The sequence below is a fragment of the Streptomyces sp. BL1 genome, from assembly GCF_057628045.1.
Genome location: NZ_JBXYWZ010000002.1, coordinates 3959833 through 3976639 on the forward strand (window position 1 = coordinate 3959833; position 16807 = coordinate 3976639).

Here is a 16807-nt window from a genome sequence, read left to right on the forward strand (position 1 = left end):
GGGGTTGCCCCAGACAGTTCGCCGGAGGAGCGTCCCGCAATGAGCCTGACCCTGAGGACCATCAGCCGTGAGCAGCATCTGGCGTACATCCAGAGCCTGCCCTCGGCCAGCCACTGTCAGGTGCCCGCCTGGGGCGATGTGAAGAACGAGTGGCTTTCGGAGAGCCTGGGCTGGTTCGACGAGAGCGGTGAACAGGTCGGCGCGGGGCTGGTGTTGTACCGGCAGCTGCCGAAGGTGAAGCGCTATCTCGCGTACCTCCCGGAGGGGCCGGTCATCAACTGGTTCTCTCCGAATCTGGAGGAGTGGCTCAAGCCGATGCTGGCGCACCTGAAGGAGAAGGGTGCCTTCTCGGTGAAGATGGGTCCGCCTGTGATCATCCGGCGCTGGGACGCTGCCGCGATCAAGGGCGGCATCCAGGACGAGAACGTGATGCGGCTGCGTGATGTGGAGGCCACGCACATCGAGCCGCGGGCCTTCGAGGTGGCGGACAAGCTGCGGCGGATGGGCTGGCAGCAGGGCGAGGACGGCGGTGCGGGCTTCGGCGATGTACAGCCGCGGTACGTGTTCCAGGTGCCGCTGGAGGGCCGTTCCCTCGACGAGGTGCACAAGGGCTTCAACCAGCTGTGGCGCCGCAACATCAAGAAGGCCGACAAGGCCGGCGTCGAGGTTGTGCAGGGTGACATGAACAACCCGCACGATCTGGACGAGTGGCAGCGGCTGTACGAGATCACGGCGGAGCGGGACAAGTTCCGGCCGCGTCCGAAGGCGTACTTCGCGCGGATGTGGCGGGCGTTGAGCGCCGAGGACCCGAACCGGATGCGGCTGTACTTCGCCGAGCACGAGGGCGAGCGGATCTCGGCGGCGACGATGCTCGTCGTGGGCGGGCACGTCTGGTACTCGTACGGCGCGTCGGCGAATCACAAGCGTGAGGTGCGGCCGTCGAACGCGATGCAGTGGCGGATGCTGCAGGACGCGTACGCGCTGGGTGCCGGGGTGTACGACCTGCGGGGCATCAGCGACTCGCTGGACGAGACGGACCATCTCTTCGGGCTGATCCAGTTCAAGGTGGGTACCGGCGGCCAGGCTGCCGAGTATCTGGGGGAGTGGGACTTCCCGCTGAACAAGTTGCTGCACAAGGCGCTGGACATGTACATGTCGCGGCGCTGACGCCCCGTACTCTGCACGGCCCGTTCCTCCATTCCGACCAGAACCGATGAGAAAGGTGCCTACCGGCCATGGCGCTCACCCTCTACGTCGATACCGAACGCTGGCGGGCGCACCAGCAGTCGGTGATCCAGCAGTTCCCGGGCCTGGTCCCGGTCTGCAAGGGCAACGGCTACGGGTTCGGGCACGAGCGGCTGGCCGATGAGGCCACCCGTTTCGGCTCGGACATCCTGGCCGTGGGCACGACCTATGAAGCGGCCCGTACGAAGGACTGGTTCGGCGGCGATCTGCTGGTGCTGACGCCGTTCCGCAAGGACGAGGAGCCGGTGCCGCTGCCGGACCGGGCGATCCGCTCGGTGTCGTCGGCGGAGGATGTCGGGCTCACGCACGGGGCGCGGGTCGTCATCGAGGTGATGAGCAGCATGAAGCGGCACGGCATCACCGAGGCGGATCTGCCGAAGCTGAGCGCGGAGATCGACCGCGTACGGCTGGAGGGCTTCGCGATCCATCTGCCGCTGGACCGTACGGACGGCTCCAGCGCGGTGGACGAGGTCATCGGCTGGATGGACCGGCTGCGTGCGGCGCGGCTGCCGCTGGACACGATGTTCGTGAGCCACCTGAAGCCGGACGAATTCGCCGTGCTGCAGGGGCAGTTCCCGCAGACGCGGTTCCGGGCGCGGATCGGTACGCGGCTGTGGCTGGGTGACGAGGGCGCGACGGAGTACCGCGGTGCGGTGCTGGACGTGACGAAGGTGGCGAAGGGCGACCGCTTCGGCTACCGGCAGCAGAAGGCGCCGGGCGACGGCCACTTGGTGGTCGTGGCCGGCGGTACGTCGCACGGGGTGGGCCTGGAGTCGCCGAAGGCGCTGCACGGCATGTCGTCGCGTGCGAAGGGTGTGGCGCGGGCCGGTCTGGCGACGGTGAACCGGAATCTGTCGCCGTTCATGTGGGCAGGCAAGCAGCGCTGGTTCGCCGAACCGCCGCACATGCAGCTCTCGATCCTGTTCGTGCCGGACGACGCTCCGGCGCCGCGGGTGGGCGAGGAGCTGACGGCGATTCTGCGGCACACGACGACCACGACGGACCGTACGGTCGACCACTGAGCCCGAGCATCGGACCACGCAAGGGGCCCCGCCACACGCGATGTGGCGGGGCCCCTTTCATGGCGGTGCCGTGGTGCGTGTGCGGGTTACGCCTTGCCGTCGATGAAGTCCTGGACGAGCTGGTGGGCCTCGTCGTCGAAGTACTGCACCGGCGGGGACTTCATGAAGTAGGAGGACGCGGAGAGGATCGGGCCGCCGATGCCCCGGTCCTTGGCGATCTTCGCGGCGCGCAGCGCGTCGATGATGACGCCCGCGGAGTTCGGCGAGTCCCAGACCTCCAGCTTGTACTCGAGGTTGAGCGGTGCGTCGCCGAACGCGCGCCCCTCCAGCCGTACGTAGGCCCACTTGCGGTCGTCCAGCCAGGCCACGAAGTCGGACGGGCCGATGTGCACGTTGTCGGCGCCGAGGTCGCGGTCCCGGATCTGGGAGGTGACGGCCTGTGTCTTGGACACCTTCTTGGACTCCAGGCGCTCACGCTCGAGCATGTTCTTGAAGTCCATGTTGCCGCCGACGTTCAGCTGCATGGTGCGGTCGAGGACGACGCCGCGGTCCTCGAAGAGCTTGGCCATGACGCGGTGCGTGATGGTCGCGCCCACCTGGGACTTGATGTCGTCACCGACGATCGGGACACCGGCCGCGGTGAACTTGTCGGCCCACTCCTTCGTACCGGCGATGAACACCGGCAGGGCGTTGACGAAGGCGACGCCGGCGTCGATGGCGCACTGGGCGTAGAACTCGACGGCCTCCTGGGAGCCCACCGGGAGGTAGCAGACCAGCACATCGGCTTCGGAGTCCCTGAGGGCCTGGACGATGTCGACGGGCTGCGCGTCGGACTCCTCGATGGTCTCGCGGTAGTACTTGCCGAGACCGTCGTAGGTGTGACCGCGCTCCACCTGGATCCCCGCAGGCGGCACGTCACAGATCTTGATGGTGTTGTTCTCGCTGGCGCCGATGGCGTCGGCGAGGTCGAGGCCGACCTTCTTGCCGTCGACGTCGAAGGCGGCCACGAACTCGATGTCGCGCACGTGGTATTCGCCGAACTGGACGTGCATCAGGCCGGGGACCTTGCTGTCCGGGTCGGCGTCCTTGTAGTACTCGACGCCCTGTACCAGCGAGGCGGCGCAGTTGCCCACGCCAGCGATGGCTACGCGAACCGAACCCATTCCGGTTGCTCCCTGTGTGTGTTCTCGAAGAGGCCCCGCCGTACGGCAGGGCCTCAAGTGGTGTCCTCGGACGGATCCTGGCGCTCTTCCGGAGTGTCATCACGCCGGTCGCGCCCCGTCCGCTCGCTCTCGATGAGCTCGTTGAGCCAGCGGACCTCCCGCTCCACGGACTCCATGCCGTGGCGCTGCAGTTCGAGGGTGTAGTCGTCCAGCCGCTCGCGCGTACGGGCGAAGGAGGCGCGCATCTTGGCGAGCCGTTCCTCGAGCCGGCTGCGGCGTCCTTCGAGTACACGCATCCGTACGTCGCGCGAGGTCTGCCCGAAGAACGCGAACCTGACGCCGAAGTGCTCGTCCTCCCAGGCCTCTGGCCCGGTCTGGGAGAGCAGCTCTTCGAAGTGCTCCTTGCCGTCACCCGTCAGCCGGTAAACGATCTTCGCCCGGCGTCCGGCGAGCGGGGCCGCGCGGGGGTCGTCCGGTGCCGGCCCCGGCTCCTCCGTCAACCACCCGCGCTGGACCAGCGACTTGAGGCACGGGTAGAGGGAGCCGTAGCTGAAGGCACGGAAGACGCCCAGCGAGGTGTTGAGCCGCTTGCGCAATTCATAGCCGTGCATCGGTGATTCACGGAGCAGCCCGAGGACGGCGAACTCGAGGATGCCGGAGCGTCTGCTCATGATCCGCCGCTGCCTCCTGCCTGTGTGTGCCGTACTGATGTGTCGCGCTGATGTATCGGCTCGATACATCACGACGATAGAACGCGGAGCGGTCGGCAACAAGGCCGGACTCGGTGAAGGGGCTCACATCGCTGAATCACAGCAGTCAACTCGCGTCAATTGAGGTGAATGTGCCCTAAGTAAGGTTTCGAAGCTGCGTAGTCTGTCGGCTGTGCAGACCACCACTGGGAACCGTGCGACGCGAGTGAGCGTCCTCGTCCTGGGTGCAGTGCGGCCGACTCCTGGAACGTGGACGGCCGTACTCGGGGGGACCAGACGTCAACTGCCACCTTCAGGCGAGAGCGCCTGCCCGAGGAGTAGCTGTTCCACATGAGCGAGCACCGTCGAAAGCAGCCGCAGGGACGCGGCCGGCGCGCGGCGCAGCAGCCGCAGTCATCCGGCCGCCGCGCCGCACCGCCCAGCGGCGACGCCGCTTCGTACGGCAGCCGCGCTGAGGCCCGTAAGGCCGCGCAGCGCAACAGAGGTGGCCGCCGCCGTGCCGGTGCCGGCGCGGCGGGTGCCGCGGGCGCCGCAGGCGCGGGGGCTGCGGCAGCGTCGCCGGACGATACGACCCGGCTCGGCCGGGTACAGCCCGAGCCGCAGAAGAAGCGCTTCGTCGACTACCCGCGTTCCGACAAGGACGGCGCCATGCGCTGGGTCCCGTCGTGGAAGCAGTGGCTCGGCTCCTGCGTGGCCTTCCTGGGCCTGATCGTCCTGATGTCCGGCCTCGCCTTCGCGATGGTGGGCAAGCCGAACCCGAACGAGGCGGCCAAGCAGGAGAAGAACGTCTACTACTGGGCCGACGGCACGCAGATGGTCGTCGCCGGCGGCGGCGACCAGAACCGTCAGACAGTTCCGCTGTCCGAGATCCCGAAGTCCATGCAGAACGCGGTGATTTCGGCGGAGAACGAGAACTTCTACGAGGATAGCGGCGTCGACCCGCTGGGCATCGTCCGGTCCGTGGGCCGGATGGCGCTGGGCGGCGACACCCAGTCCGGTTCGACGATCACCCAGCAGTACGTGAAGAACACCTACCTCGACCAGTCGCAGACGATCATGCGCAAGGTCAAGGAGCTGTTCATCTCCATCAAGGTCGGCGCGACCGAGGAGAAGCCCAAGATCCTCGAGGGCTACCTCAACACCGCGTACTACGGGCGCGGCGCGTACGGCATCCAGGCCGCGGCCCAGGCGTACTACCGCAAGGACGCCAAGGAGCTGACGGCCAGCGAGAGCGCGTTCCTGTCCTCCACGGTCAACGGCCCGAACCTGTACGACCCGGAGGGCGGCATCGGTTCGGCGGCGACCCCGGCGAAGAACCTCAAGCGGGCCAAGGCGCGCTGGAGCTGGACGCTGGACCGCGAGGTCCAGACCGGGCGGCTGCCCCAGGCCCAGCGGGACAAGATCAAGCAGTTCCCGATGCCGGAGAAGCCCCGGAAGTCGACCGAGCTGAAGGGCCAGAACGGCTACCTCGTCGACCTGGCCAACAACTACATCACCGCGAACAGCGGCATCTCGGACCGGGCGCTCAAAAAGGGCGGCTACAAGATCCACACCACGTTCCAGAAGAAGCACGTGGATCAGATGAAGGCAGCGGTCGCCCGCGTACGGAAGGCCAACCTCAAGCCGAACCAGCGCGAGGTCGACAAGTACGTGCAGTTCGGCGGGGCCTCGGTGAAGCCGGGCGACGGCGCGATCACCGCGATCTACGGCGGTCACGACGCGACCACGCACTTCACCAACAACGCCGACTACACCGGTGTCCAGGTCGGATCGACGTTCAAGCCGTTCGTCATGGCGGCCGCGATGCGGGACGGCGTACGCGACAAGGATGGGCCGTCCGTACAGTCCGACGACCAGCGCACCAAGGTCTCTCCTGGCAGTGTCTACAACGGCAACAACAAGCTGACCCTGCGGAACTACGACGGTTCCGTGTGGCACGACCGGGACGGCCGCGAGTGGCACCAGGCCAACGACGGTGACGAGGACAGGGGGAGGGTGAACCTGCGTACGGCGATGCAGTACTCGGTCAACACCCCCTTCATCCAGCTGGGCATGGACGTCGGCACGGACAAGGTGAAGCAGGCCGCGCTGGACGCCGGTCTGACGAAGGACAACCTGGCCCGCACCACGCCGTCGTTCTCGCTCGGCACCTCGGCGCCCAGCGCCATCCGGATGGCCAACGCCTACGGCACGTTCGCGAAGAGCGGCATGAAGGCGGAGCCGTACTCGGTGAACAAGGTCGAGAAGGACGGCGACACCAAGTACCAGCACCAGCGTGATGTGAAGAGCGCCTTCGATCCGGCGGTCGCCGACAACATCACGAGCATGCTGGAGACCGTGGTCCAGAAGGGCACCGGCACCAGCGCCAAGGCGGTGGGCCGCCCGGCGGCCGGCAAGACGGGCACCACGGACGACAACAAGTCGGCCTGGTTCTCCGGCTACACGCCGCAGCTGTCCACGTCGATCGGCATGTGGCGGGTCAACGACCAGGCCAAGATCCAGAAGTTCCGGAAGATGTACGGCGTGGGCGGCCAGGAGTCGATCCACGGCGCGTCCTTCCCGGCGGAGATCTGGACGAAGTACATGTCCGCGGCGCTCAAGGGCCAGCCCGCCCTGCAGTTCCAGCAGCCCGCTCCGCTCGGCGAGAAGGTGTACGGCGAGGGCGCCAGCCCGAAGCCGACGCCGACGCCGACCGAGACCCCGTCGTCGAGCCCGTCGGAGTCGCCCTCCGACTCGCCGTCGCCCTCGGAGAGCACCGAGCCGTCGCCGAGCGAGAGCTGCAAGTTCCCGTGGGACTGCCCGGACGAGGGCCAGGACCAGGGTCAGGGCACCGACGAGGGACAGGACGGCGGTCCCACCGACCAGCCGACCGATCCCGCCGACCCCGGTGGCGACACGGGCGGTGACCCGGGCGGCCTCTTCGGCGGCCCGGACGCCGGCACCACGAACCGTCCCGAGGAGTAGGAACAGCCCCGCAGCACAGTTGAGGGCCCCGTCGCGGAATTCCGCGGCGGGGCCCTCAACTGTGCTGCGGGGCACGCCCGTTGGGCCCATCGCGGCGGCGCCCCCGGCGGACCGGCGAACGCCTTCGGGGATACGGCAGGATGTGCCCCATGACGAGCACGCACACGCGACCCACCGATCAGGACGACGTCGCCGCAGCGGGCAGCGAGCTGATCGGAGGCCCCACCGGCAGAAGGACAGCCCCGGGAAGCGGCTGGTGGTCGCCGGCGCGGGTGATCGCCTTGGTGATGCTGGGCATGTACGCGCTGGGCATGGTGCAGAAGCTGCCCTGCTGGAACGGCGGCTGGTTCTCCGGCCAGACCAGCCAGTACGTGCACGCCTGCTACTCCGACATCCCGCACCTCTTCCAGGGCCGGGGCTTCGCCGACGGCCTCGTCCCGTACTTCGACCGCATCCCCGACGCCGTCTCCGGCGGCATGTCCTACCTCGAATACCCGGTGCTCACAGGGGTGTTCATGGAGGTCGCCTCCTGGCTGACCCCGGGCAGCGGCTCGCTGCAGTACCGCGAGCAGATCTACTGGCTGGTCAACGCCGGGATGCTGATGGCCTGCGCGGCCGTCGTCGCCGTCTGTGTGACCCGCACCCACCGCGGCCGCCCCTGGGACGGCCTGCTCGTCGCCCTCGCCCCGGCCTTCGCCCTCACCGCCACCGTCAACTGGGACCTGCTGGCCGTCGCCCTGACCGCCGCGGCCCTGCTGATGTGGTCCCGCAGCCGCCCCGTCGCGGCCGGCATCCTCATCGGGCTCGCCACCGCCGCCAAGCTCTACCCCGTGCTGCTGCTCGGCCCGCTGCTCGTACTGTGCTGGCGCGCCGGACGCCGCCGGGAGTACGTACAGACGCTGGCCGGTGCCGCCGTCGCCTGGGGCTGCGTCAATGTGCCCGTGATGCTGCTGGCCCCCGACGGCTGGTCGAAGTTCTACACCTTCAGCCAGCAACGGCCCGTCGACTTCGGCTCGTTCTGGCTGCTCCTCTCCCAGCGCACCGGCGCCGACCTCAACGACGCCGCCAACACCCTCGGCACACTGCTGATGATCCTCGGCTGCGCGGCCATCGCCGCCCTCGCCCTGTACGCGCCGCGCCGTCCCCGGCTCGCCCAGCTCTGCTTCCTGGTCGTCGCCCTCTTCGTCCTCACCAACAAGGTCTACTCGCCGCAGTACGTGCTGTGGCTCATCCCGCTCGCCGCGCTCGCCCGCCCCCGCTGGCGGGACTTCCTCATCTGGCAGGCCTGCGAAGTCGTCTACTTCCTCGGCATCTGGATGTACCTGGCCTTCACCGGCAGCGGCGACAAACACCAGGGACTGCCCACCGACGGCTACCAGTTGGTGATCCTGGCCCACCTCCTCGGCACGCTCTATCTGTGCGCGCTTGTGGTGCGCGACGCCCTGCTGCCGGAGCGGGACCCCGTACGGCAGGACGGCTCCGACGACCCCGGCGGCGGCCCACTCGACAAGGCCCCCGACGTGTTCACCCTCGGCCGGTCACGCCAGAGCGGCCGGCACGCGGAGGACACCGGCCCGCAACCCCCGAAGGAGGCCGGCGGCTCCGTTCGCTGGGGCACCCGCCGCGCCTGACACCGCTGGCCGCTGCTTCACGTCCAGCACCGTCCCGGAAGGGAGGGCGGTTGTTTCACGTGAAACAGCGGCCGGCGCCCGGCCGGGGACCGCTCGGCCGGCGTATGTGACGCTGGCCCCATGACTGCCGTTGGTGATCTCCGTACCCTGCTGCAGTTCCCCGGTTTCCAGCGGCTGCTGACCGTACGGCTGCTCTCCCAACTCGCCGACGGCGTCTATCAGGTGGCGCTCGCCTCGTACGTCGTCTTCTCCCCCGAGAAGGAGACCTCCCCGGCCGCCATCGCCTCCGCCATGGCGGTGCTCCTGCTGCCGTACTCGCTCCTCGGCCCGTTCGCCGGGGTGTTCCTCGACCGCTGGCGCCGGCGCCAGGTACTGCTGCACGGCAACCTGCTGCGCGCCGTACTCGCCGCCGGCACCGCCGCGCTCGTCCTCAGTACGCCGCCGGAGTGGCTGTTCTACCTCTCCGCGCTGTCCGTCACCGCGGTGAACCGCTTCATCCTCTCCGGGCTCTCCGCCGCGCTGCCCCGCGTCGTCGACGAGGAGCGCCTCGTGATGGCCAACTCCCTCTCACCGACCGCCGGTACGCTCGCCGCCACCACCGGCGGCGGCATCGCCTTCGCCGTACGGATCGTCTCCCCCACCGAGGGCAGCGGCGCGGACGCCCTCGTGGTCGGTGTCGGCGCCGTGCTCTATCTGCTCGCCGGACTCGCGGCGCTCCGGATGGGCCGCGATCTCCTGGGCCCCGCGCCCGGCGCGCGGCAGCCCCGGATATCCGACGCCCTCGCCAGCACCGCACGCGGACTCGCCGCCGGTGTCCGGCACCTCGCCGAACGCCCCACCGCGGCCCGAGCGTTGGCGGCCGTGACCGTCATGCGGTTCTGCTACGGCGCGCTGACCGTGATGGTGCTGATGCTCTGCCGCTACGCGTGGTCCGGCAGCATCGGCGACATGGACGGCGTCGACGGCACCGCGGCCCACGACGGACTGCAACTGCTCGGCATCGCCCTCGGCGTCTCCGGGTTCGGCTTCTTCGCCGCCGCCGTCCTCACCCCGTGGGCGGTCGCCCGCGCCGGACGGTTCGGCTGGATCGGCTGCTGCGCGGCGACGGCCGCCGTCCTGGAACCCGCGCTGGGTCTGCCCTTCGCCCCGATACCGATGCTCGTCTCGGCCTTCGTGCTCGGGCTCGTCACCCAGGGCGCGAAGATCACCACGGATGCGACCGTGCAGTCCACCGTCGACGACGCCTACCGCGGCCGGATCTTCTCCCTCTACGACATGCTCTTCAACGTCGCCTTCGTGGCCGCGGCCGGGGTCGCCGCCCTTCTGCTTCCCCCCGACGGACGCTCGGTACCGCTGGTCCTCACCGTCGCGGTGCTCTACGCGGCCGTCGCCGCGGCCATGTTCCGTTCCCGGCGCCCCGCCTGACGCTCCGACACCCCGCGCGCCTGTCCCGCACCGACGTTCCGCAGCCCACGTTTCACGTGAAACATGCGCCGGGTGCGAGCCGGGACGTCAGTCCGCGTTCCGTTCCGCCCACCACTCGCGCAGCGCCTCGACGGCCGCCTCGTGGCCCATCGGCCCGTTCTCCAGCCGCAGTTCCAGCAGGTGCCGGTACGCCTCGCCGACCTCCGGACCCGGCCGGATGCCGAGAATCTTCATGATCTCGTTGCCGTCCAGGTCGGGCCGGATCGAGTCCAGCTCCTCCTGCTCCTGGAGCCGCGCGATGCGCTCCTCCAGCCCGTCGTACGCGCGCGACAGCGCGGCGGCCTTCTTCTTGTTCCGCGTCGTGCAGTCGGAACGGGTCAGCTTGTGCAGCCGCGGCAGCAGCGGCCCGGCGTCCCGTACGTACCGGCGCACTGCCGCGTCGGTCCACTCGCCCGTGCCGTAGCCGTGGAAGCGCAGATGCAGCTCCACCAGCCGGGAGACGTCCTTCACCAGCTCGTTGGAGTACTTCAGCGCGGTCATCCGCTTCTTGGTCATCTTCGCGCCGACCACCTCGTGATGGTGGAAGGAGACCTTGCCGTCGCCCTCGAAGCGGCGCGTCCTCGGCTTGCCGATGTCGTGCAGCAGCGCCGCGATCCGCAGCGTCAGATCGGGACCGTCGTCCTCCAGGTCGATGGCCTGCTCCAGCACCGTCAGCGAATGCTCGTAGACGTCCTTGTGCCGGTGGTGCTCGTCCCGCTCCAGGCGCATAGCGGGAATCTCCGGAATGACCTGTTCTGCCAGCCCGGTGTCCACCAGCAGCCGCAGCCCTTCGCGCGGGTGCGCCGACAGCAGCAGCTTGTTGAGCTCGTCCCGCACCCGCTCGGCCGAGACGATGCCGAGCCGCTCCGCCATCTCCTTCATCGCGGCGACCACGTCGTCCGCCACCGCGAAGTCCAGCTGCGCCGCGAAGCGCGCGGCCCGCATCATGCGCAGCGGGTCGTCCGAGAACGACGCCTGCGGCGTGCCCGGCGTCCGCAGCACCCGGCGGGCCAGGTCCTCCAGCCCGCCGTGCGGGTCGATGAAGGTCTTGCCCGGCAGCGCGACCGCCATGGCGTTCACCGTGAAGTCCCGGCGCACCAGGTCCTCCTCGATGGAGTCGCCGTAGGACACCTCGGGCTTCCGCGACGTGCGGTCGTACGCCTCCGAGCGGTACGTGGTGATCTCGATCTGGAAGCCCTGGTCGTCCCCGGCACCACTGCTGTACTTCATGCAGCCGACCGTGCCGAAGGCGATCCCGACGTCCCAGACGGCGTCGGCCCACGGGCGCACCAGCGCCAGCACGTCCTCGGGGCGGGCGTCCGTGGTGAAGTCCAGGTCGTTGCCGAGCCGGCCCAGCAGCGCGTCCCGTACCGAACCGCCGACCAGCGCCAGCGTGAACCCGGCCTCCTCGAAGCGCCGGGCAAGATCGTCGGCTACGGGGGAGACCCTCAACAACTCGCTCACGGCACGCCGCTGTACAGCGCTGAGCTGTTCCTCGGCGGGCTGCCGGCCGGTCGTCGACAGGGTGGTCGGCTGGGTGGATTCCTTGGGGTTCGGCACGACAGAAAAGGGTACGTTGCCGCCTCCCCCGCGACGCTCCCCGCACCCCGCACTCCGTAACAGCTCTGTACCTGTTGACCGGTTTCGCGTGACGGCCACAGGGGCGCCATGCGGCCCTTGCGGCGCCTCGTGCAGCAACTGGCGCACACCGCGGCACTTCCACAGGTGAGGCATCGTTACCATCAGGGGCTCAGGACTACGAGCACTGCACCATCCAGACCCATCCACGACGACACGAGGGACGGACGAGCGCGTGGCCGAGGCGGCTGAGATTCAGGGCACCCCGACCGCTCCCCGCCGCCTTTGGCTGCGGAGGACCGCGACCGCTCTGCTCGCCACCGTGCCGGTACTCGGCGGGGCCATCGTCCCCGCCGCACCCGCGACGGCGTCCACACACGCGGCACGGTCCACGGACGGCGAGGGCAGCGGTTCCCGTACGGCTGAGGTGTCCGTCAACACGCTCACGCCGAACGCCCCCGACAAGAACGACACGCTCAGCGTCACCGGCACCGTCACCAACAGGGGCGGCTCCCCCATCACGGGCGGCGACGTGGGCCTCCGGGTCGGCCCCACTCTCGACAGCCGCAGCTCCATCGACCAGGCCGCCGAACGCAAGGGCTATCTCCAGGCGGCGGACGGCAAGCAGGTCAGCGGGCGCAGGTACACCGAGAAGACCGGCCCCATCGCCCCCGGCGCCAGCCGCTCCTTCGCCCTCAAGGTCCCGGTCAGCAAGCTGCGCCTGGGCAAGGACGGGGTGTACCAGCTGGGCGTCACCCTCACCGGGCGGACGCAGGCGCGCCCCTACAGCCAGATCCTCGGCATCGAGCGGTCCTTCCTCCCCTGGAAGACCTCCGACGCGGAGAACAAGACGCAGCTCAGCTACATGTGGCCGCTGGTCTCCTCCACCCATCTGACGGCGCGCACCGAGTCGGACGAGGAGCAGACCCCGGTCTTCAGCGACGACGAGCTCGCCCGCGCCCTCGCGCCCGGCGGCCGGCTCCAGCAGATGGTGACGCTCGGCAAGGACCTGCCGATCACCTGGGTCGTCGACCCGGATCTGCTCGCCACCATCGAGGCCATGACGGGCCGCTACCGGGTGGAGAACTCGGACGGCGGTACCACCGAGGGCAAGGGCCAGGCGTACGCGCGGCAGTTCCTGATGGATCTGCAGGACGCGGTGCAGGGCGAGGAGATCGTCGCGCTGCCGTTCTCCGACCCGGATCTGGCGTCGCTCGCGCACCGCGGGAAGAACGTGCCCGGCGCGCTGGGGCGGCTCCGTCCGGCCACCACTCTGGCCTCGGACACCGTCGAGACGATATTGCACACCAAGCCGCGTACGGACTTCGCGTGGCCCGTCGAGGGCGCCGTCGACTCGTCCATCGTCGACGTGGCCACCTCCGCCGGGGCGCGCAACGTCATCACGCGCAGCGACAGCCTCCGCGACACGGCCCTGTCGTACTCGCCGACATCCGCGCGTCCCGTCGGCGGCGGCAACACCGCGCTGGTGGCCGACGGCGGTCTGTCCACCGCCTTCGGCTCCGACCTGTCGAAGGCCGGCCGGTCCTCGAAGGCCGTGCAGAAGTTCCTCGCCGACACTCAGGCGCTCACCGATCAGGTGCCGACGAAGCAGCGCTCCATCGTGGTCGCGCCGCAGCGGATGCCCACCGCGTCCCAGGCGCAGGCGATGGCGTCGGCCCTCAGCGCGCTCGACAAGAACGGGCACTGGACCGAGGGCAGCGACCTCTCCGACGCGGCGAAGGCCAAGCCCGACCCGAACGCCAACAGCCGTGTGCCGGGCCCCGGTTCGTACCCCTCCTCGCTGCGCGCGCAGGAGCTGCCTGCCAGTGCGTACGAGCAGGTCCGGCACACCAAGGCCACCCTGGACGACTTCCAGCAGATCCTCACCCAGGACGACCGCGTGGTGACGCCCTTCGGGAACGCCATGGCCCGCGCGGTCTCCAACTCCTGGCGCGGCGACGCGAAGAGCGGCGAGCGCTACAGGAAGTCGGTGCAGAGCTATCTGACCGGGCTCACCAAGAAGGTGCACCTGATCCAGAAGTCGCCGATCACCCTGTCGGGACGCGAGGCCACCCTCCCGGTCACCGTGCAGAACAATCTGGTGCAGGGCATCGACGGGCTGGAGCTGCGGCTCAAGTCCAGCCGCCGCCTCGGGCTCGACCCCGGCGACGCCCAGGCGGTACGGGTGGACGGCGGGCACAGCCAGTCGGTGAAGTTCTCCACCACGGCGAAGGCCAACGGCCGCTCCCTCGTGCAGGCCCAGCTCTACACGAAGGACGGCAAGCCGTACGGCAAGCCGATGACCTTCCAGGTGAACGTCACCTCGATCACCTCCACGGTGCTGCTGGTCATCGCGGGCGGTGTGCTGCTGGTGGTGCTCGCCGGGATCCGCATGTACACCCAGCGGAAGCGGCGCGGCCACCCCGCGCCGGACCCGGACGCGCCGCTGGAGCCCGCGGACGGCGAAGAGACGGACAGCGACGGCGGGTCCGGCACGGACGACGGCCCCGGCGAGGACGGCGGCGGCTCCCCCGACGACACCGGCGGGGAAAGCACCGGCCCGTCGTCCCCGGGTGAGAAAGTGGACCGTTGAGTCAGCCGGGCGAACAGGGGCAGGGGTAGAGGCAGCGATGAACGCACCGTACGACGGTGACCAGGGCCGGAATCCCGGGGACGGCTCCCAGCCCGCGCAGGAGCCGTACGAGCCGGACCCGTACCCGGACGAGGGCGCGCGCCCCCGGGAGGACCCGTACGTGCGGGACGCCTACACGCGCGACCCGTACCGGGACACCGACCCGTCCCTCCAGGACCCGGTGAGCGACGCGCTGTACGACCGCGCCGCGCATCCCCCGCCGCCGCCCGGCGCCGTGCCCGGGCCGCAGGACGTCTACCAGCAGCCGCAGCCGGGCGCGCACGCGCCGGACCCGCAGCGCTGGGCGCCGGCCCCGCCGCCCGAGCCGGCAGGGCCGACCCGCAATCTGCCGTACGGCGACGACCCCTCCACCGTGCGGTTCACCGGCGTCGACGAGCTGATCAGCCGGGCGCCCGGCGAGGAGCATGAGGACCCGCGCGCGCAGGGACGCCAACAGGACGCGTTCGCCCACCTGTTCCGCGATCAGGGCCGCCCCGAGCAGCCCCACACGCCCCAGCAGCAGCCTCACGCGCCCCACCAGCAGCCGCAGAGCCCGTACGGCGCGGGCCAGGCCGCCCAGCCGCCCGCACCGCAGCAGCAGGCCCCCCAGCCCGTACCCGGCGCCGTACCCCCGCCGCCCGGCTCCGGCACAGGGCCCGAACAGCAGCCGGAGGCCGAGGAGCCGCCGCAGCCGCCCAAGTCCGGCGGGCTGCTGAAGTCCAGCGCCGTGATGGCCGCGGGCACGATGGTCTCCCGCCTCACCGGCTTCGTCCGCTCGGCGGCGATCGTCGCCGCCGTCGGCACGGCCCTGCTCGGCGACTCGTACCAACTGGCCATCACCATCCCGACGATGCTCTACATGCTGACCGTCGGCGGCGGCCTCAACTCCGTCTTCGTGCCGCAGCTCGTGCGCGCCATGAAGGAGGACGACGACGGCGGCGAGGCCTACGCGAACCGGCTGCTGACCCTGGTCGCGGTCATCCTCGGCGCGCTCGTCGTGGTGGCGGTGTTCGCCGCTCCGCTGATCGTCCGGATGATGTCGGTGGAGCTCGCGAGCAACCCCGCGGCCAACGAGGTCACCGTCGCCTTCGTGCGCTACTGCCTGCCCACGATCTTCTTCATGGGCATCCACGTGGTGATGGGCCAGATCCTCAACGCCCGCGGCCGGTTCGGCGCCATGATGTGGACCCCGGTCCTCAACAACATCGTCATCCTGGCCACCATCGGCATGTTCCTGTGGATCTACGGAACGCACGCCACCTCGCGTCTGACGGTGGAGAACATCCCGCCCGAGGCCGTCCGGCTGCTCGGCATCGGCACCCTGCTCGGCATCGTCGTCCAGTCCCTGGGGATGATCCCGTACCTGCGCGCCGCCGACTTCCGCATCCGGCCCCGCTTCGACTGGAAGGGCCACGGCCTCGGCAAGGCGGCCAAGCTCGCCAAGTGGACGATCCTCTTCGTCCTCGCCAACCAGGCCGGCAACCTCGTCGTCATCCAGCTCTCCACCTGGGCCAACGCCGACGCCATCGATCAGGGCTTCGCCGGCGCCGGTTACACCACCTACTCGCAGGCCCAGCTCATCTGGAACATGCCGCAGGCGATCATCACGGTGTCCGTGATGGCCGCCCTGCTGCCCCGCCTCGCCCGCGCCGCCAACGACGGCGACAACGGCGCCGTCCGCGACGACATCTCGCAGGGCCTGCGGAACTCCGCGGTCGCCATCGTGCCCATCGCCTTCGGCTTCCTCGCCCTCGGCGTCCCGCTGTGCACCTTCATCTACGGCTCCTCCGGCACCGAGTCGGCGCAGGCGATGGGCTACGCGCTGATGGCCTTCGGCGTCGGCCTGATCCCGTTCTCCGTGCAGTACGTGGTGCTCCGCGCCTTCTACGCCTACGAGGACACCCGCACCCCCTTCTTCAACACCGTCATCGTCGCGGTCGTGAACGCCGTCGCCTCCGCCGCGTGCTTCCTCCTCCTGCCCGCCCGCTGGGCCGTCGTCGGCATGGCCGCCTCGTACGGTCTCGCGTACGTCACCGGTGTCGGCGTCGCCTGGCGTCGCCTGCGCAAGCGGCTGGGCGGCGATCTGGACGGCTCGCGCGTGCTGCGTACGTACATCCGGCTGGCCGGAGCGAGCATCCCGGCGACGGCCGTCGCCGGCGCCGTCGCGTACGGAATCACCCAGGGTCTCGGCAGCGGGCCGCTCGGTTCGGTGACATCGGTGCTCGCCGGAGGGATCGCATTGGGCGCGGTTTTCGTCCTAGCGGCGAAGCGGATGCGGATCGAGGAAATGACGGCAATGGTCGGAATGGTGCGAGCCCGCCTCGGCCGGTGACCGTAATGCCCGGTCTGGTCTTTCCCGGACCGGGGGCGGACGTCCGGTGAACCACCATCGTCCGCC

The 16807-nt window shown here is 69.8% G+C and carries 10 protein-coding genes; 7 read left to right on the forward strand and 3 right to left on the reverse strand.

Going from position 1 to position 16807, the window contains the following annotated elements; translation table 11 throughout:
• Window positions 1-39: 39 nt before the first annotated feature.
• Window positions 40-1167: a lipid II:glycine glycyltransferase FemX gene (locus tag AC3AGO_RS17495; protein ID WP_487821145.1), complete on the forward strand. Its 1128-nt coding sequence runs from the start codon at window positions 40-42 to the stop codon at window positions 1165-1167.
• Window positions 1168-1235: 68 nt separating this feature from the next.
• Window positions 1236-2267, forward strand: a complete 1032-nt coding sequence (locus AC3AGO_RS17500; RefSeq protein WP_487821146.1) for an alanine racemase — start codon at window positions 1236-1238, stop codon at window positions 2265-2267.
• An 86-nt stretch (window positions 2268-2353) separates the two neighbouring features.
• Here the strand turns inward: AC3AGO_RS17500 and AC3AGO_RS17505 are convergent, their stop codons facing one another.
• Entirely contained in the window at window positions 2354-3430 is a 1077-nt protein-coding gene (locus tag AC3AGO_RS17505; protein ID WP_487821147.1) for an inositol-3-phosphate synthase, read from the reverse strand.
• A 53-nt stretch (window positions 3431-3483) separates the two neighbouring features.
• Window positions 3484-4101 carry a PadR family transcriptional regulator gene (locus AC3AGO_RS17510; RefSeq protein WP_487821148.1) on the reverse strand — a complete coding sequence of 206 codons (618 nt, stop codon included), beginning with the start codon at window positions 4099-4101 and terminating at the stop codon, window positions 3484-3486.
• A 369-nt stretch (window positions 4102-4470) separates the two neighbouring features.
• Between AC3AGO_RS17510 and AC3AGO_RS17515 the strand changes: the two genes are divergently transcribed.
• From AC3AGO_RS17515 to AC3AGO_RS17525, 3 genes are all read left to right on the forward strand, one after another.
• Window positions 4471-7104 carry a transglycosylase domain-containing protein gene (locus tag AC3AGO_RS17515; protein WP_487821149.1) on the forward strand — a complete coding sequence of 878 codons (2634 nt, stop codon included), beginning with the start codon at window positions 4471-4473 and terminating at the stop codon, window positions 7102-7104.
• A 140-nt stretch (window positions 7105-7244) separates the two neighbouring features.
• Window positions 7245-8735 carry a glycosyltransferase family 87 protein gene (locus AC3AGO_RS17520; protein ID WP_487821150.1) on the forward strand — a complete coding sequence of 497 codons (1491 nt, stop codon included), beginning with the start codon at window positions 7245-7247 and terminating at the stop codon, window positions 8733-8735.
• A 120-nt stretch (window positions 8736-8855) separates the two neighbouring features.
• Window positions 8856-10160, forward strand: a complete 1305-nt coding sequence (locus AC3AGO_RS17525; protein WP_487821151.1) for an MFS transporter — start codon at window positions 8856-8858, stop codon at window positions 10158-10160.
• An 87-nt stretch (window positions 10161-10247) separates the two neighbouring features.
• Here the strand turns inward: AC3AGO_RS17525 and AC3AGO_RS17530 are convergent, their stop codons facing one another.
• On the reverse strand, window positions 10248-11723 hold the full coding sequence (locus AC3AGO_RS17530; protein WP_487824692.1) for a CCA tRNA nucleotidyltransferase: 1476 nt from the start codon (window positions 11721-11723) through the stop codon (window positions 10248-10250).
• Between the two features lie 289 nt (window positions 11724-12012).
• Here AC3AGO_RS17530 and AC3AGO_RS17535 point away from each other — a divergent pair, with 289 nt between their 5' ends.
• Window positions 12013-14370 (forward strand): DUF6049 family protein, encoded by a 2358-nt coding sequence (locus AC3AGO_RS17535; RefSeq protein ID WP_487821152.1) that lies wholly within the window; start codon window positions 12013-12015, stop codon window positions 14368-14370.
• A 37-nt stretch (window positions 14371-14407) separates the two neighbouring features.
• Window positions 14408-16741 carry a murein biosynthesis integral membrane protein MurJ gene (gene murJ, locus AC3AGO_RS17540; RefSeq protein WP_487821153.1) on the forward strand — a complete coding sequence of 778 codons (2334 nt, stop codon included), beginning with the start codon at window positions 14408-14410 and terminating at the stop codon, window positions 16739-16741.
• Window positions 16742-16807 lie beyond the last annotated feature (66 nt).